Origin of the sequence: Romboutsia sp. (assembly GCF_051659545.1) — a bacterium.
Classification (GTDB): Bacteria; Bacillota; Clostridia; order Peptostreptococcales; family Peptostreptococcaceae; genus JBOFOR01.
The window spans coordinates 1-18,077 of the sequence record NZ_JBOFOR010000240.1; the positions used below are offsets into that span (position 1 = coordinate 1).

Annotated in this window: 14 protein-coding genes, 1 pseudogene and 1 riboswitch; of the genes and pseudogenes, 13 read left to right on the forward strand and 2 right to left on the reverse strand. The window is 27.0% G+C overall.

The window, feature by feature from the left end; translation table 11 throughout:
* The 8 genes and pseudogenes from ACRC03_RS13770 to ACRC03_RS13805 form a co-directional block, all read left to right on the forward strand.
* Window positions 1–939: pseudogene (locus tag ACRC03_RS13770) on the forward strand (hypothetical protein); the annotation flags it as partial.
* Between the two features lie 4 nt (window positions 940–943).
* The gene (locus ACRC03_RS13775; RefSeq protein ID WP_438653158.1) at window positions 944–2,197 is read left to right on the forward strand and encodes a glycosyltransferase; all 1,254 of its coding nucleotides are present in this window, start codon (window positions 944–946) and stop codon (window positions 2,195–2,197) included.
* Between the two features lie 13 nt (window positions 2,198–2,210).
* Complete coding sequence (locus tag ACRC03_RS13780; protein ID WP_438653159.1) at window positions 2,211–4,295, forward strand: cellulose biosynthesis cyclic di-GMP-binding regulatory protein BcsB; 2,085 nt, start codon at window positions 2,211–2,213, stop codon at window positions 4,293–4,295.
* A 14-nt stretch (window positions 4,296–4,309) separates the two neighbouring features.
* A complete protein-coding gene (locus ACRC03_RS13785; protein WP_438653160.1) occupies window positions 4,310–5,362 on the forward strand; it encodes a glycoside hydrolase family 113 in 1,053 nt (350 codons plus the stop codon).
* Window positions 5,363–5,385: 23 nt separating this feature from the next.
* Window positions 5,386–6,042, forward strand: coding sequence for a methyltransferase (locus tag ACRC03_RS13790; RefSeq protein WP_438653161.1), 657 nt, complete (start codon window positions 5,386–5,388; stop codon window positions 6,040–6,042).
* A gap of 80 nt (window positions 6,043–6,122) precedes the next feature.
* On the forward strand, window positions 6,123–6,305 hold the full coding sequence (locus ACRC03_RS13795) for a hypothetical protein (protein WP_438653162.1): 183 nt from the start codon (window positions 6,123–6,125) through the stop codon (window positions 6,303–6,305).
* Window positions 6,306–6,488: 183 nt separating this feature from the next.
* Window positions 6,489–7,598, forward strand: coding sequence for an NAD(P)/FAD-dependent oxidoreductase (locus tag ACRC03_RS13800; RefSeq protein ID WP_438653163.1), 1,110 nt, complete (start codon window positions 6,489–6,491; stop codon window positions 7,596–7,598).
* A 150-nt stretch (window positions 7,599–7,748) separates the two neighbouring features.
* Entirely contained in the window at window positions 7,749–8,681 is a 933-nt protein-coding gene (locus tag ACRC03_RS13805; RefSeq protein WP_438653164.1) for a hypothetical protein, read from the forward strand.
* Window positions 8,682–8,745: 64 nt separating this feature from the next.
* On the opposite strand, the gene ACRC03_RS13810 is transcribed toward ACRC03_RS13805, so the two are convergent.
* Window positions 8,746–9,324: a TetR/AcrR family transcriptional regulator gene (locus ACRC03_RS13810; RefSeq protein ID WP_438653165.1), complete on the reverse strand. Its 579-nt coding sequence runs from the start codon at window positions 9,322–9,324 to the stop codon at window positions 8,746–8,748.
* Between the two features lie 219 nt (window positions 9,325–9,543).
* Between ACRC03_RS13810 and ACRC03_RS13815 the strand changes: the two genes are divergently transcribed.
* Entirely contained in the window at window positions 9,544–11,691 is a 2,148-nt protein-coding gene (locus ACRC03_RS13815; RefSeq protein WP_438653166.1) for a YhgE/Pip family protein, read from the forward strand.
* A gap of 59 nt (window positions 11,692–11,750) precedes the next feature.
* Here ACRC03_RS13815 and ACRC03_RS13820 read toward each other — a convergent pair whose 3' ends face one another.
* On the reverse strand, window positions 11,751–12,251 hold the full coding sequence (locus ACRC03_RS13820; RefSeq protein WP_438653167.1) for a thioredoxin family protein: 501 nt from the start codon (window positions 12,249–12,251) through the stop codon (window positions 11,751–11,753).
* 97 nt (window positions 12,252–12,348) lie between these two features.
* Window positions 12,349–12,464: riboswitch (FMN riboswitch) on the forward strand.
* A 170-nt stretch (window positions 12,465–12,634) separates the two neighbouring features.
* Here ACRC03_RS13820 and ACRC03_RS13825 point away from each other — a divergent pair.
* The 4 genes from ACRC03_RS13825 to ACRC03_RS13840 all read left to right on the forward strand — a co-directional run.
* Complete coding sequence (locus ACRC03_RS13825; protein WP_438653168.1) at window positions 12,635–13,066, forward strand: bifunctional diaminohydroxyphosphoribosylaminopyrimidine deaminase/5-amino-6-(5-phosphoribosylamino)uracil reductase RibD; 432 nt, start codon at window positions 12,635–12,637, stop codon at window positions 13,064–13,066.
* A gap of 363 nt (window positions 13,067–13,429) precedes the next feature.
* On the forward strand, window positions 13,430–15,919 hold the full coding sequence (locus ACRC03_RS13830; protein WP_438653169.1) for a heavy metal translocating P-type ATPase: 2,490 nt from the start codon (window positions 13,430–13,432) through the stop codon (window positions 15,917–15,919).
* A gap of 172 nt (window positions 15,920–16,091) precedes the next feature.
* Entirely contained in the window at window positions 16,092–17,102 is a 1,011-nt protein-coding gene (locus ACRC03_RS13835; RefSeq protein ID WP_438653170.1) for an ABC transporter substrate-binding protein, read from the forward strand.
* Between the two features lie 16 nt (window positions 17,103–17,118).
* Window positions 17,119–18,077, forward strand: a 959-nt coding sequence (locus tag ACRC03_RS13840; protein WP_438653171.1) for a FecCD family ABC transporter permease, incomplete at its 3' end; no start/stop codon positions are given.

Consider the following 18,077-nt stretch of genomic DNA (forward strand, 5'->3'; position numbering starts at 1 on the left):
CATTACACCATTAGTTTAAATTATATATTTGAAGACAGTTTAAATGATTTTTATAAAGTTAAATCCTTTAATGAACCGAGCATTTTTTTAATAATAGATGAAGTAGAAAAAATTAAGAATAAGAATAAGCTAAATGAAATAGGAGAATATTTAAACTCTAAAAATATACCTTTAATTGTTAGTATTAAGACTATAAATAAAAATAGTATAGAGACGCTTAAATATTTTGAAGAGATAGGTGCATCATTTATTTTAAATATAGAAGATAGTGATAATCTAGATATTGAAACATTAATAAATGAAAAAACACTTAATGATGTAAGAATTCTTGTTCAAAATGAAATATATCCACTAGGATTAAATATATCCTCTGAAAACATAAATAAAGAAAACTATAAAATAATAAAAAAATATTTTTCAACTGCAATAATTTACAATAAAACATTGCCATATAAAATAAATGAAAGTCAGTATTTCAATACACTAATGTTTGAGAATTTAGGAACACTAAAAATTGAAAATGATTATAGTATTGATCAAATAAAAGAAAAAATAGAAAAAGTATCAGTTGTTAGAGGTTATACAGCAGGACTTCGTTTTAGTTCAGATATAGATATTAAACATTTAAAAGAAGTAATTGATTATATTAGAGAAAAAGATATAAGTTTTTTAGATTTAAAAAATAATAATAATTATGTAAAAATAAAAGATATAAGTATATTCTCAAGTGATGATGAGATACAAGTTAGTTATGACAAAGATATAGATATATATAAAGACAAAGTTAAAGATAAAAATGAAGGACACAATAAGATTGAAAGTAGAATGGAAAAAATAAATAATTTTATTGTATTATTTATTTCTATAATATTAGTACTATTTACTTTAATATTTATTGTATTTAGAGTTATAAATAGAAAAAAATTTAAAAGGAGGTAACAATTTGGATTTATCAATAATAGATTATGTATTCCTTTTATCCTTACTTTCTATATGGTCTACACTAGGATTAAACATCATACTTGCAATAAATGGATATATATTTTACTTAAAGAATTTAAAATTTAAAGATGAGAAACTTGATGAATACCCATTTGTTTCTATATTAGTTCCTGCACACAATGAAGGCATGGTTATAGGTAAGACAGTAGAGTCCTTACTTTTACTAGACTATCCTATTGATAAAAGGGAGCTTATAGTTATAAATGATAACTCAAGTGATGATTCAAAAGACATACTACAAAGCATAAAAAATAAATATAGAAACTATAATTTTACAGTAATAAATACTGACAATATAACCGGAGGAAAGGGTAAATCAAATGCTTTAAATATTGGATACCAAATAGCCAAAGGGGATTTTATAGCTATATATGATGCGGATAATACACCAGAAAGAACAGCCTTGAGATACCTAATTCAAACTATCGTAAGAGACGACAACCTTGGAGCAGTTATAGGAAAATTTAGAACAAGAAATAAACAAAGAAATATTTTAACTAAGTTTATAAACATAGAAACATTAAGTTTTCAATGGATAGCGCAAGCTGGTCGTAAAAACTTGTTAGGACTTTGCACAATTCCAGGTACTAACTTTGTTCTTAGAAAAACAACCATTGAAACATTAGGTGGATGGGACACTAAGGCTATAGCAGAAGATACAGAAATAAGCTTAAGGATTTATAAAATGGGTCAAAGCATAACATACGTTCCACAATCAGTAACTTGGGAACAAGAGCCTGAGACCATCAACATATGGATAAAACAAAGAACTAGATGGGTAAAAGGAAATATTTACGTAGTTGTTAAATATATGAAAGATATATTTAAAGGGAAAAAAAATAAAGCAATTTTTGATATTTTATATTTTTTTTCTGTATATTTTTTATTTTTATCATCTGTAGTAATTTCAGATATAATATTTATCTTAGGTTTATTCAATATAGTAGAAGTTAATATACCATTTAACTTTTTGATAGTATGGATACTATCATATATCCTATTTATACTACAGGTGAGCATAACTCTTAGCATGGAAAAAGGAGAAGGAGGGTTAGAAAATATATTTTTAGTTGCACTAATGTATTTTACTTACTCTCAAATGTGGTTATTTGTAGCTATTAAAGGTATGATTGGTTACTTTAAAGATGTAATTTATAAAAGAGAAGTTAAATGGTACAAAACAGAACGATTTTAGGGAGATGCACAATATGAATAAAATAATATCATTACTAATATCTCTAATGATTATATTATCAAATACTAGCTCAGTATCTGCGTATAATAATGTTGAAACTTATAAGTTTGAACAAGATATACCTATGAGTGGAGTAATAAGTAGTACGGAAAAGTTTTTTAAAGCATATGAAAATTGGAATGTTGAGGATGCTAAACTTAATTTAGTCTTTACAAAAAGTGAACTTTTAGATATAGATTACTCAACTATTACAGTTATAGTAAATGGTACTCCAATATACTCAAAAAAACTAGATGGTGAAAAACAATATAAAGATGAAGTAGAAATAACAATCCCAAAAGACATTATAAAACCAGGAGTAAATAGTTTAGTTATAAAATCATATAAAACTATATCAGATAAAGTTTGTAGAGATGATTCAAATATTGCAAACTGGTTAGTTATACACAAAGAATCAAATATAAACTTAAAATATAATCATGGAAAAATTGAAAATTTAATTAGCAAATATCCAGAGATATTTGCACAAGTAGATCAATCTCAAAACTTAGATACTGTAATAGCAATACCAGATAATAGTACAATTGAAGAAATAAACAGTGCTATGAACTTAAGTCTAGATCTAGGCAAGAAATTGAAAAATAATAGATTTAAAATAGAAGTTAAATATGAATCGGAAATAAAAAATGATGATAAAAATATTATTTATATAGGTGGAATAGAAAATACCTCTAGCGATATACTGAAACTAATTACACAGGAAGAAATAGAAAATATTAAGGAAAATGCAATTGTAAAGCTTTCTAATTCGCCATATAAAAACAAAAATAAGAAAATATTAACAATAATATATGATGATAAAGAATCTTTAAAAAAGGCAATACAATTAATAAGTAGTAATGATTTAATTAAAAATCTAAACAAAGAAAGTATATACGTGAATAAAAATACAGACGTAGAAGATCTATATAAAAAATCTAATAATAATAATAAAGTATATTTAAGAGATTTAGGATATGATAATGCTCTAGTCAAAGGACCTTTTTCTCAAGAGGTAGTATATGATTTATCAATACCTAAAAGTAAACTATCAAAGTTAGGGTCTAAAGTAAATTTAGATTTTAGGTATTCAAAAAATTTAGATTTCGAGAGGTCTTTAGCAACTGTATATATAAATAATATACCAATAGGAAGCAAAAAACTAAGTCTAGAGAAAGCTGATAACGACAATTTAAATATTAATTTACCAGAAGATGCATTAAATCAAAATTATTATCAAATGAAAATAGTATTTAATTTGACAGTACTGGATTTAGAATGTGTTACTAGGGAAATGGACAACCCATGGGCATATATATTAAATAGTTCATATATTGATTTTGATTATAAGGATAACAAATCTTTAAATCTTAATTCATATCCATACCCGTTTGTAAATAACGGAACTACAAACCAATTAGAAATAGTAATACCAAGTAATGTTAGCTCAAATCAATTAACAAATATTGCAAATATAGTATCTTATATTGGAAGAGAAGTAAAATACAATAGTTCACAAGTAAATATTGTAACAGATGAAGATTTTATAAATAGCAACAAAGACAAAAACACAATAATAATAGGAACGCCAAGTGATAATAAAGCAATGAAAGATATAAATGATAAATTAAATATAAAATTTAATAATGATTTTACAGGATTTGAAAGTAATGATAAAATCAAATTTATAAAAGAATCAGGATACGACAAAGAAACAACAACTATACAGCATATAGAATCACCATACAAAAAAGGTACAAGCTATTTAGTAATAACTGCGATTAACCCAAAAGATTTAAGCATAGCAAGTAGGTATTTAAGTGAAGTAGAGTATGCAAATTTACTACAAGAAGATACTGTAATTATAGATAGAAATGAAGTTGTTAAAAATCTAGATTTTAAAGAAGATAATGATAATGTAAAGGAAGAAAAAGAAGGTAAAAATACAGAAATAATTAAATTAAATGAAGATACCAAAATATTCATAGTAGTGTCAGTAGGCTTACTTCTGACATTAATTATAGCTACAATATTCCTAGTGCGTAAATATAAAAAATAGTATAAGGTGAATAAATGAAAAATAAAATATTTTTGATTATAAGCATATTAGTAATACTATCTTCCCTTTCTATGATTATAAAAAGTGAAGAGAACACTTGCGTTGACAAAATAAAGTCTATAAATTTGGCAACAGATTATAATATTGACCAAGTTTTAAAAGATATAGATTTAGTTAATGCAAATACTGTCAATGTACCAGTGGTTATAAATATAAAAAATCTAAATTCTAACGATATAAAAATAGATGAATACAGTAAAAATAAAGCTATAGAACTTATAAAGATACTCAAAGAAAAAAATATAAAAGTTATACTAGAAGCTTTTCCGTGGATTGACAATGGAAGCAAATACGAAACTCAATACAATCCACAAAATAAGGAAATGTTTTTTCGGAATTGGAAGAATATTCTTAAAGTATTAATTAATGATGTTGCAAATGTTTATGATGTTGAAATTATAAACGTAGCATCTAACTTTGAGAAGCTAGAGGGATATGAAGACAATTGGTGTAGAATAATAGATTTTGTAAAATCAAAGTTCAACGGATTGGTAACCTATAGAACTAGTTGGTGGTATACTGCTAACTGGGATGAAGAAAGTATCAAAGCTTATAATGATAAATTAAACAATAAAATATTTTCTGAGGTTGATTTTATTTCTATAGCTTGTTATTTTGAATTAAGTGATAAAGGTACTAATACTGTAGAGGAACTTGTAAGTTATTTAAGTAAATCTAAAGTATATAATAGAAACCAGAATATAAAACAAGAAATTAAAAATTTTTATGAAAAATATAATAAGCCTATATTTTTTGGTGAACTAGGATTTCCTAGAAAAAATAACGCAGCAACGGAGCCATGGAATATGATGGCATCAAATACTCCGAATGATAAAGAGCAAGCCAGATGTTTTGAAAGCTATAAGATTGTATTTGAAAACGAAGATTATATAAAAGGATTTTCGGTATTTGCAATGGGGGAAAAAAGTAAAGACAAGTTATTCTATCCATCAAAGGAGAGTATAGAGGTTATATCTAGTTGGTACAAAAATTATATAAATAAATGACAAAAACAAAAATAGGATAGGATATGTTTATAGAGCATGTATTAGAAATGTGGAAAGGATTAATAATGAAAGAAAATCAATATGAAGAGTTGTTAAACATAAAAACTAGTGGAGAGGAGCTATGGAGTGAAAAAGTAAAACATTATCACCCATATCAAGCAACTTCTTACGATGCTTTAGAAACTTTATTTAAGGAATATACTGTAAAAGAAAAAGATTCTATCGTAGATTTTGGCTGCGGTAAAGGGAGATTGAATTTTTATATTAATTATTTCTTTAAAGCAAAAGTTACAGGAATAGAAATGGATGAAGATTATTATAAAGAATGCCTTTTAAATAAAGAAAATTACTTATTAAAATATAATACAAATAGTAAAGACATAGAGTTCTCATGTTGTTATGCACAAGATTATGAAATAAAACCTTTAGAAAATAAATTTTACTTTTTTAATCCATTTTCAGTTCAGATATTTAGAAAAATAGTAGGTAATATATTAGATTCAGCATATCAATACAGCAAAGATATTGAGTTGATATTGTATTATCCATCAGATGACTATATATATTTTTTAGAAAATGAAACAAGCTTAATCTTACAAAAAGAAGTAATTTTAGATCATGCTTTTGCTAGTGACAATCAAGAACGATTTCTTATATACAAATTAGACTTAAACATCTAATAAGACATCTTTTGTGCCTGGTTAAATTATGTTAATATATAAATTAGAAATAAATTCGAATTATTTATAAGGAGGGGAATATGTTAGATAATAGTAATAATAAGTGTACTTGTAAAAGTATAAAATGCATAAGACATGGAAAATGTAAAGAATGCATAGAACATCATAAAACACATAGTAATAATAAGCTACCTCATTGCCAAAGACCAGGAAATAAAGAAGTAGCTGAGAAAGTAAGTAAGTTTTCTCATGTAATATGGTAATAATTAAAGATGTAAAAAGTCAAAATAAATTTAGTACGAACTAAATATATAATATAAATAGAGGTACACCCTGACAATAATATTAATTATTGCTAGGGTGTATTTTTGTTACTAGTATTATGGATAAATATGATAAATAATGGAAAAAATAATTATATCCATAATATACATTAGGAGGAAGATATGAAGTATAGTGTCGTAATTATAGGAGCAGGACCAGCAGGAATGGCAGCAGCTCATAGTTTGATAAACAATAATATTTCTTGTTGTGTAATAGATAAACAAACTTTCCCAAGAAATAAATTATGTGCAGGTGGAATAACAGGGAAAGCTATGGACTTAATAAATTCTTTAAATTTAGGAAAAGAATTTAATGGAAAAAATACAGTAGTGAGTACAAAAGCAAGCCTATATGTAGAATATGAACATTTAGCAGATGTAAAAACAGAAGAAAGTACTCATTTAGTAGATAGATTTGAATTTGATGAATACTTAGTAAATACATATAAAGAAAAGGGTGGGAAAATAATAGAAGGAATAAAGGTTAACTATATAAGTACCAAACAAAAACACCTTATGTTATCCAATAACGAAATAATAGACTATGATTATATAATAGGAGCAGATGGTGCAGTAGGATTAACCCACTCTATTGTAAATAAAAATTTTAAGACCAATGGATTTTGCCTGCAAGTAGACATAAATAAGAAAGAGATAGATTATGATAGTAATAAAATGAGCCTGTATTATGGAATAGTTCCATATGGATATGGATGGATATTTCCAAAAGAAGATTGCTTAACCGTAGGGTTAGGAGCAAATTATAGTAAGGATATTGATTTTAAAAAAGAGTTTGAAGTTTTTTTAAATAACCTAGGAATAAAATGTGAAAGAAAAGACTTTAAAGGGGCTATTATACCATTTGGAGAGTACTTAAATTATCCAATCAATAAAGAAAAAAATATTGTACTAGTAGGTGATGCAGCAGGATTTGCAGACCCTATAACAGGTGAAGGAATATACTTTGCAGTATTATCAGGTATGAAAGCCGCTAATGTTATTACAAATGCATTATTAAATAATGATAGAGAATTAATAGAAGATTATATTGATGAAATTAAGCCAATTATAAATAATATAAAAAAAGCAAATAGAATTAAAAATAATCTCTATAAATATAGAAGAGTAGCGTTTACTCCATTCAAAAATGAAAAAGTAGCCAATGTTATATTTAATAAATATATGTATAATTCTAATTATGAAATAAGAATTTCTAATTTTTTTAAAAATTAATTATAGATAGACTAAAAAAGTTAAAGGTTAAAGGAATTTAATCTTTAGTTCATTAAAAAATAACTAAACATGATGCTAAAATATTATAAATTAACTATAATTTAAGTAGAAGAGTAAATAAAATAAATAAAAATTCTAAGGGGTGATTTTATGGGTAGAATTATATCAAACTCATTTATTTATGATTTAAAAGAAGGTCCATTATCAAAAATATTAAAATATGTTAAAGCCGATTCTACGCTACAAATGGAACTTAGAAAAAATAGCCTTAACATATATTATCGTGGAGGTAGTTTGATTAAAATAAAAGAACAGGGCTCTAATCAGTATAAAGCATACTTTGACAAAAACTATGTAACTTCAAATGCTAGTGAAAGTGTAATGGTTCAATGTATAGATGGAATAAATTCAATAGAAGCTACTAAAAATGTAATAGATGTTATTCCTACTATAAAGCAACAAATGGATTTTTGGATGAGTGTAAAAAAACCAGATGGTGGCGAAAGGGAATACCACCATATAGTAGCAAAAGAAAATAATTCAAAAAACACAGGCAAAAATACTGACTATTTTATATGTGATATTGAATATAGTGGAGATTTAGATAAAGATAAAAATTTCAAGTTTGATATGATAGGAGTAAAATGGCCTTTGATTAAAGGTTTTAGAGATTCAAATGAAGACTTAACTTTATGTATACTTGGAATGAAGTATGGAGATAAGAGCGAAAATAAAATTATAGACTATGTACAAGATATACATAAGTTTTTAGGAGATAAGGAAAAATTAGAAAATCTAAAAAAAGAAATGGAAGAAACTTATAAAATAAAATCAGAGCTAGGGCTTATATACCCATATGAGAAAACTCTAATAAAGTTTTCTGATAAGATAGAAGTTATATTTATATTTGCAAATCAAAACCAAGAAAATAATACTGTATTTGAAGAATTAAAGGCACTTAAAGAAGAAGAATCTTACGAGGAGCTTTGTCAAATGGTAGATATGAAATTTGCAAAAGCATCTTTCATGGGATATGGGTTATATGAAAATAATATGGCAGCACTTGAAGAGCTAATAAAATAGTAAATATTAGTGCAACTAATTTACTTTAGTTTTCAGTAAAATTAGTTGCATTTTCATGAATTGTTTATTTTAATAAATCACTAATACCACTTTGGGCAATTATTGTTCTAGAAATTTTAATAAGAGCATCTACATCTGCTTCCTTATTTTTAGAAAAATAGTACATCATCAATCCTATTTGGCCAGAAATGAAAAACTCTAAAGAAAAATCTATATTTTCCTCTGTATAGTCAGTTATATCCATATTAAGGTGAGATTTAATTTGAAATTTTAATACCTGTTTATACTTAGATTGGAAATAGGCATCTCCATTTTCGCCTAAAAGTACAGAAATATATTCCATATTTTGCTTAAAATATTCAAAAAATTTATTACATTCATATATATAATCTTCACAGCTTACCAACATATTTATCATGGATTTTGAAACCTCCTCTAAAGAATCTAAAAGCTCATCTTCGATTTCTTCTAGTAAATGATAAACATCCTTATAATAAAGATAAAAAGTGCCTCTATTGTAGCCAGCTATATCAGTAATTTCCTTGATTGAGACTTGATTTATTTTTTTAGATTTATATAAACTCCAAAAAGCGTCTTTTAAACATTGCTTTGTTATTGCAACTTGAGTTGGATTTTTTGCCATAATGACCTCCTTTCTAATTATACTGAACAAATTTAAAAAAATTGCCTATTGTCGAAACATATCAAAAAAAGTAGAATATTAAATATTAAAAAAGTGCTAATTATTATTATATCATAAACATATATATATAATTCAGAAAAATTTATATATACAGTTCATATTATAACTATACACATTTTGCATAACATAATAATAAATAACAACGGAGGTGTAACATAGTTGAAAAATATATTTAGGATTTATAAAAAGGATATAAAAGGTATTTTTACTAATCCAGTATTATTAATAATAATTACTGGGCTTGCAATATTACCATCTTTATATGCCTGGTTTAATATTAAAGCTTCATGGGATCCATATGGAAGTACGGGAAATATATCTGTAGCCGTGGTAAATGCTGACAAAGGAGCTAATGCACTTAACAAAGATGTAAATATAGGTAAAGAGTTAGTTGATAAGTTAAAAAAAGATAAAAATTTAGGATGGAAATTTGTAGATTTAAAAACAGCTAGAAAAGGTGTAGAAGATGGAACTTATTATGCATCAATTGAAATTCCAAAAAACTTTTCAAAAGATTTAACTTCATTACTTTCATCAGATGTTAAAAAAGGTGAAATTAGATACACTGTAAATGAAAAAATAAATGCAATTGCTCCAAAAATTACGGATAAAGGAGCCTCAACTGTTCAATTAGAAATAAATGAAACAGTTGTAAAAACAGTAAGTGAAACAATATTTGAAATTTTTAATAATGTAGGAATTGAGTTAGAAAATGAGCTCCCTAAATTAATAAAAGTTGAAACTACATTAGTTGAAGTTCAAAATAAATTTAAGGATATAACTAATACTATAGATTTAGCTAATGATGCTACTTCACAAATCTCTGATATAGTTAAAGAGATACAAGGAGATATACCTGCAATAAAAAATACTTTAGCAAGTGCTAAAGATTTATCTAAAGATGTAAAAGTTTTTGTAGAAGGAAGTAAAGACAGTATTAATCAAATAGGTCCTATAATAAAAACCGATTTAAGCATAGTAGCAGAAATATCAGCGTCTGCATCTAAAGGAGTAGAAAATTTAATAGATGCAATAAATCAAGGGGCAGAAGATGCACCACAATTAGTAGATAGCTTAGAAAAGAAACTTTCTAGTTTATCATCAACTACTGAGGTATTAATTGATTTCTTAAAGAAAATAGATAAATTTTCTCCAGGGCATCCACTATCAGGTGTTATAAATCAACTTGAAGGTATAAATAGTAGCCTAAATGCAGCTATTAGCAGTCTAGAGACTGTAAAAGATCAAATAGCTAATGGGCAAGCTCCTTCATTAGATAAATTAAATAAAGTTTTAAAAGTTACTAATGATATAAATTCTATAACTACAAATTTATATAATAATTTTGATAGTAAAATAGGACAACCAATAAATAGTATTTTTGAGAAAAGTATAACTGTTGCTTCAAATGTTATTGATGTTTTAGAAAAGTCAGAAGCAAAGTTACCTAGTATTGAAAAAATACTAAATACATCGCTTGAATTTTCAGGCAGTGCAAAAGATACTTTAGCTTTTATTAATGAACAAATACCAAAAGCTGAATCTATGGTAAATGAGTTAGTATCAACAGTATCTAAAGTAAATAATAGTAGTGAAATTGATGAATTAATAACTTTATTAAAAAATGATATAATAAGTCAGGCTGAATTTTTAAAACAACCAGTAGACTTAGTTACTAAAAAGCTATATCCAGTAGAAAACTATGGTTCGGCTATGACACCTTTTTATACAATACTTTCTTTATGGGTAGGAGTTCTTTTATTAGTTTCAGTAATTACTACAGAAGTACATGGAGACGTTAAAAGTTGGCAGGCCTATTTTGGTAGAGGATTCACCTTTATGACAATAGCAATAGTACAAGCACTTATAGTGAGTATAGGAAATATACTATTATTAAAAGTACAAGTCATAAATCCTGTATTGTTTGTGTTAATATCAGTGTTTACGAGTATTGTATTTACATTTATTGTTTATTCTTTAGTTTCTGTATTTGGAAATGTGGGTAAGGCTACAGCAATAGTATTATTAGTTATACAAGTTGGTGGTTCTGGAGGAACTTTCCCAATACAAGTAACACCTGAGTTTTTCCAAATGGTAAATCCATTATTACCTTTTACTCATGCAATATCTGCACTTAGAGAGACTGTAGCGGGGATATATGAGCCAAACTTATATAAAGCTATAGTTGTATTAATAGCATTTTTAATAGGGTCAATAATAATAAATGTACTTTTAAAAGGACCTATAAATAAAGCTACAGCAAATTTAAGACATAAATTTAATTCAAGTGATTTAGTAGGGCATTAAAATTAGTATATTTATATATGTATTTAAAAAAGGAGATGCTTGCATCTCCTTTTAAAGTATTATAATAAAATATGTAAAAAATCTTCAACAGTATCTAAAATATATTTACCTTTATAATAATCAAGCTTTATTGCTTCAAAATCTGGCATGTCTATTACAACTTTAGGTCTTTCTTCAAATACTCCAAGAGTATTGAAATCTTTATCTAGTGCCACAACAGTAGGTCCTTTAAATTTTTCTCTATCAATTTCTAATATTGGAGGAAGAAACTTTTTACCTCTAGCCATTGTAATAACAGATATATTAAAGTTAGGATTTAAGTCACAGAACTTCTTTAAAACACTTATATTAATTTGGAAATCAGGACACCAAATTTCACCAGATACTAAAAAATTAATCTCATGATTTATACTTTCAATTTTAGAAATTATTTCTTCAGATAAATTTATTCTAGAAAAATTTTTAGGTATTCTAGCTCTTTCAGATTTAGTTCCTTCACCTACAGCACTTTCAAAGGTTTTACCAATTTCAAATAATTCTTTTACAGTCATTTCTACCATTTAAGAATCACTCCTTTCTATACAATATAGTATACCATAGAAAAAAATAATATTGACAGATAATAAATATACATTTACAATTATCTTGTAAAACTTAAAAAATCTTCAGGGCAGGGTGAAATTCCCTACCGGCGGTAAAGCCCGCGAGCCTTATAGGTATGATTCGGTGAAATTCCGAAGCCGACAGTAAAGTCTGGATGAAAGAAGATGTGATAATTAATTATATTTAATTAGTATATTAACCCCTGGAATAGTTATTTATTTCAGGGATTTTTAATATTAAATTGTTCAATCTATTAAATATAAATAAATGTAAAAAGCCCTGATTACTTAATTAGGGCTTTGTTTAATTTGTAACAATATACTAAGGGGAGTTGAATAGTATGTATGAAAAATATATGAAATTAGCATTGGAATTAGCTCAAAAAGGAAGTAAAAAAGTAAACTCAGATCCAATGGTGGGAGCAGTAATTGTAAAAGATTCGAAAATAATAAGTACTGGATATCATATGGAAGATGGAAAAGAGCATGCTGGAATAAATGCTATAAATAATGCAAATGAAGATATAACTGGATCTACAATATATGTAACTTTAGAACCTTGCATTAATTATGGAGAACTATTTATTTCTTGTGCAGATGCAATAATAAAAAATAAAATTTCTAAAGTTGTTATAGGTTACATAGATCCAAATAGTAAAATGTGTGGAAAAGGTGTAAAAAAATTAATCGATAATGGTGTAGAAATAGTAGTTGGTGTCTTGGAAAAAGAATGTAGACAGTTAAATGAAGTATTTATTAAATATACATCTTAAAATAATTACTTATAATTCTAAAATTATTTGTTAAAAATATAACTACAAAAAATGGGAAATTTAAATTTAACTATATTAAATCTATAATATAGTATATAGAAATAGGTAAAATCAATGATAAATAAAAACAATAGTAGCTAAAAAATCTAGACTACTATTGTTTTTTTATTTATCAAGATTAATATTATATTTTTGAAATCCACTTTAAATAAGGAGTATTATATAGATTTCTTTAACTTTAGCAAAACTATTTAATAATTGGAGTGAAAAAAATTATTGAAATAATAAAAAATATTGTTTAATATATACCTATGGGGGGTATGTATTAAACAATAACCATAAAGAATCTGAAAGGAGAAATAAATGTCAAATTTAAAAATAGATAGTTATAAAATAGGAGGCATGACCTGTGCAGCATGTGCAAAGGCAGTAGAGAGAGTAACGAAAAAACTAGATGGAGTAGAAAGTAGTAGCGTTAATATAGCTACAGAAAAGCTAGATATTCAGTTTGATTCATCTAAAACAAATTTTGAAGTAATAAAATCTTCAATAGAAAAGGCAGGGTACACAGTCATCAACGAAAATCAAAATAAAATACTAGAATTAAAAATAGGAGGAATGACTTGTGCTGCATGCTCTAAAGCAGTAGAGAGAGTAACAAAAAAACTAGATGGAGTAGAAAATAGTAGTGTTAATATAGCTACTGAAAAAGCAAATATAGAATACGATCCATCTAAAATTAGAATATCTCAAATAAAGCAAGTAATAGAAAAAGCGGGTTATACAATTATAGAAGAAAAAAAAGAAATGGTAGATGAAGACAAATTAAGAAAAGAAAAAGAGATGAAAACTCTATTAACTAAATTTATAATAGCAATAGGATTTTCTATTCCATTATTTTATATTTCTATGGGTACAATGATACCAAAACCTTTTGGACCTTGGCCTGTACCAATGATAATAGATCCTATGCATAATTCTTTAAACTATGCATTTATACAACTAATTCTTGTAATACCAGTTATGATAGCGGGATATAAGTTTTACACTAATGGATTTAAATCACTTATAAATAGAAATCCCAATATGGATACTTTAGTTGCAATAGGTACAAGTGCAGCATTTATTTACAGTGTATACACAACTATAAAAATTGTAAATGAAAGTTTACATGTATCACAAGGACATCATCAATTATATTTTGAAAGTGCAGGTATTATAATAGCCTTAATACTTCTTGGAAAATACTTAGAATCAAGATCAAAGGGAAAAACAGGTGAAGCTATAAGAAAACTAATGGGACTTCAGCCTAAGACAGCAATAATAATAAAAAATAATGAAGAAGTAGAGGTTGCCTTAGAAGAAGTAGAAGTTAACGATATAATATTAGTAAAGCCAGGTAGTAAAATACCTGTAGATGGTATAGTAGTAGAAGGACATACATCTGTAGATGAGTCTATGCTTACAGGAGAAAGTATACCTGTAGAAAAAAATATAGGTGATAAGGTTACAGGGGCTAGTATAAACAAAAACGGAGTAATAAAATTTAAGGCAGAAAAAATAGGAAGTGACACTGCTCTAGCTCAAATAATAAAACTTGTAGAAGATGCACAAGGCAAAAAAGCACCAATAGCAAAACTAGCAGATACTGTAAGTGGATACTTTGTACCTGTAGTTATTACTATAGCTGTAGTTTCAGCACTTCTTTGGTACTTTGTTGGAGGTAAGGATATAGAATTTGTACTTACAATATTCGTATCAATATTGGTAATAGCTTGTCCATGCGCATTAGGTCTTGCTACACCAACGGCTATAATGGTTGGAACAGGTAAGGGAGCAGAAAATGGAATACTAATAAAAGGTGGAGAAGCATTAGAATCAGCACATAAAGTAGATACAGTAATATTTGATAAAACAGGAACAATAACAGAAGGTAAGCCAAAAGTAACGGACATTATAACAGTTAATGGTGTAGATGAAGCTTATCTAATGCAAATAGCTGCAAGTAGTGAAAAAGGTTCAGAACATCCATTAGGAGAAGCTATAGTTAAGTACGGAGAAGAGAATAAGATAGAATTTAAAAAGCCTGAAAACTTTAAAGCTATACCTGGTTATGGTATAGAAGTTAGTATAGATAATAAAAATATATTACTTGGAAACAAGAAGCTTATGGAAGATAGAAATATAAGTTTAGAAGATTTACAAAATAAAAGTGATGAACTAGCATCTCTTGGAAAAACACCAATGTATATAGCAATTGAAAATCAAATAGCTGGTATAATAGCAGTTGCAGACACAGTAAAAGTAAATAGTAAAAAAGCTATAGAAAAGTTACATGAAATGGGAATAAAGGTAGCAATGGTAACAGGAGACAACAAAAAAACTGCAGATGCTATAGCTAAAGAAGTTGGAATAGATATAGTAATTTCAGAAGTATTGCCTCAGGACAAATCAAAAGAGGTGGAAAAACTTCAAAAACAAGGTAAGTTTGTAGCTATGGTAGGAGATGGAATAAATGATGCTCCAGCTCTTGCAAAAGCCAATATAGGTATTGCTATAGGAAGTGGTACAGATGTAGCTATGGAGTCTGCTAATATAGTTTTAATGAAAAGTGATTTAATGGATGTACCAAGTGCTATTAAATTAAGTAATGAAACTATTAAAAATATTAAACAAAATCTATTCTGGGCATTTGGATACAATGTAATAGGTATACCAATAGCAGCTGGATTATTATATATCTTTGGAGGTCCTTTACTAAATCCAATGTTTGCAGCAGCAGCTATGAGTTTAAGTTCAGTATCAGTTGTAAGTAATGCACTTAGATTAAAAGGATTTAAAGCGTATAAGTAAAAATTTAACAATTTATATTGACACGCATGTAACAAATATATTACACTAAAAATAGTTAAATTAATTTAATCAAAGTCATGAAGGCTTATCTGAGCTTTCATGACTTTTTTTGTAAAAAATTAAAATAATTAGAATAGGAAACTAATAATCACAAAAATTAGGGGGAATTCAAATGAAAAAGAAGTTAGTCAGCGTATTGTTAATTGCAACAGCAGCCATATTTATGTTAGCAGGTTGCCAAAAGGGAGAAGTAAAAGATGAAAAAGAAAGCAAAGAAACAATTACAGTAACAGATTTTAGAGGAAAAGATGTAACAATAAATTATCCAGCAAAAAGAGTAGTATGCTTATTAAACAGTGGATTAAATGATATATACATGTTAGGAGCGAAAGATGCAGTAGTTGGAATAGATAAATGGACTTATGATACTGAAGAAATCTACAATATAACATCAAAACTTGATGAAAGAGTAGCTGACAAAAGCCTACCTGCTGTAGATGGAAGTGTAGAGAAAATAGTAGCTTTAAAGCCAGATGTCGTAATAGCTTGGTCAGAAAGTGAAGAAATCAAAGCACTAGAAGAACAAGGAATAAAGGTAGTAGGGGTTCAAGTAAATAACTTTAAAGATGTAGAGACAAAGATGAACTTAATAGGACAAATTGTAGGCAAAGAAGACAGAGCAAAGGAAATAATTGATTATACTAATAAAAAATTAGATGAAACTAAAAACATAGTTTCTAGTATACCTGAAGATAAAAAATTAACTAGTGTATTTACTTGGGGTCCAACAGATTTAGACTTTGCAGGTAATGATAGTACAGGAAATACTATACTTGAATACAGTGGACTTGAAAATGCTGCTAAAGAAGTAACTAAGGAACATTTTGTTGCATCTATGGAAAATGCAGTAAAATGGAATCCTGAGTCAATAGTAATATGGAATAGTCAAGAGGTTACTCCAGAAACTTACTATAATGATATTAAATGGAAAGACGTAGAAGGTGTTAAAAATAAGAAGATAGTTCAAATGCCAAGTGCATTCTACTGTGACTTATGGACAGTTAAGTATCTAAATGCTATAAATATAGTAGCAAATACTTTCTATCCAGAGGAAATGGGAAATAAAAATATAGAAAAAGAGCAAAAGGATTTAATGAAATTCTTATACAATAAAGAAATATAGAAAAGGAAATTAATAAATGAAAAAATCATTAAAGTACATATTCATCTTAAGCCCAGTTATTATATTTTTTCTAGCTATATGCACAGGAGCGCAAGCTATAAATCCTATGGAAGTTATAGATACTATATTGTACAAACTTTCAGGTTATACAATATTTAATTCAGAACTAACTTCAAATAATATAAATATTTTAATGAATATTAGGTTACCAAGGATAATACTTACTTTATTAGTAGGGGCTAGTCTAGCTGTATCAGGGGCAACTTTTCAATCTATACTAAAAAATCCTCTAGTAGATCCTTATACACTAGGATTATCAGCAGGAGCAGCTTTTGGAGTGGCACTTTCTCTTTATATGCCAATTATACCAATACAGTTAGCAGCCTTTATCTTTGGGCTATTAGGAGTTTGTTTATGCTATTTTCTATCACAAAATAATGATGAAATATCAACTCTTGCATTGATTTTATCAGGGGTTATGGTATCTTCAGTATTTACAGCATTATTTTCTTTGTTACAATTAATGATGGACCCACTTAAACTACAAGGTATGGTTTATTGGATGATGGGATCTTTTCATACTGCATCGTGGAATAAAGTATTTAGTGCCATGCCACTTATGATAATCTCTTTATTAGTTATTATCAGGTATAGATGGAGACTAAACTTATTGTCATTAGAAGATAAAGAAGCTAGATACTTAGGTGTTAATATAAAAAGAGACAAGATTATTTTGATAATATTTGCAAGCTTGTTAGCTACCTCATCAGTTGCAGTAGGAGGTATTATAAGTTTAGTTGGGATTATGATACCTCATATAATTAGAATGGTATTTGGAGCAGATAATAGAATTGTAATACCGTTTAGTATAATTTTAGGTTCTACCTATTTAACCTTTGTAGATATGTTTTCAAGGAGTTTAATGACTTATGAAGTTCCAATAGGAATATTTACAACCTTAATAGGTGCACCATT

What these genes read in the sequence shown, in the direction of transcription:
- ACRC03_RS13780 (WP_438653159.1), top strand. Translation starts at nt 2,211, where the DNA reads ATGAATAAAATAATATCATTACTAATATCTCTAATGATTATATTATCA.
- ACRC03_RS13785 (WP_438653160.1), top strand. Translation starts at nt 4,310, where the DNA reads ATGAAAAATAAAATATTTTTGATTATAAGCATATTAGTAATACTATCT.
- ACRC03_RS13790 (WP_438653161.1), top strand. Translation starts at nt 5,386, where the DNA reads ATGTTTATAGAGCATGTATTAGAAATGTGGAAAGGATTAATAATGAAA.
- ACRC03_RS13795 (WP_438653162.1), top strand. Translation starts at nt 6,123, where the DNA reads ATGTTAGATAATAGTAATAATAAGTGTACTTGTAAAAGTATAAAATGC.
- ACRC03_RS13800 (WP_438653163.1), top strand. Translation starts at nt 6,489, where the DNA reads ATGAAGTATAGTGTCGTAATTATAGGAGCAGGACCAGCAGGAATGGCA.
- ACRC03_RS13805 (WP_438653164.1), top strand. Translation starts at nt 7,749, where the DNA reads ATGGGTAGAATTATATCAAACTCATTTATTTATGATTTAAAAGAAGGT.
- ACRC03_RS13810 (WP_438653165.1), bottom strand. Translation starts at nt 9,324, where the DNA reads ATGGCAAAAAATCCAACTCAAGTTGCAATAACAAAGCAATGTTTAAAA.
- ACRC03_RS13820 (WP_438653167.1), bottom strand. Translation starts at nt 12,251, where the DNA reads ATGGTAGAAATGACTGTAAAAGAATTATTTGAAATTGGTAAAACCTTT.
- ACRC03_RS13825 (WP_438653168.1), top strand. Translation starts at nt 12,635, where the DNA reads ATGTATGAAAAATATATGAAATTAGCATTGGAATTAGCTCAAAAAGGA.
- ACRC03_RS13830 (WP_438653169.1), top strand. Translation starts at nt 13,430, where the DNA reads ATGTCAAATTTAAAAATAGATAGTTATAAAATAGGAGGCATGACCTGT.
- ACRC03_RS13835 (WP_438653170.1), top strand. Translation starts at nt 16,092, where the DNA reads ATGAAAAAGAAGTTAGTCAGCGTATTGTTAATTGCAACAGCAGCCATA.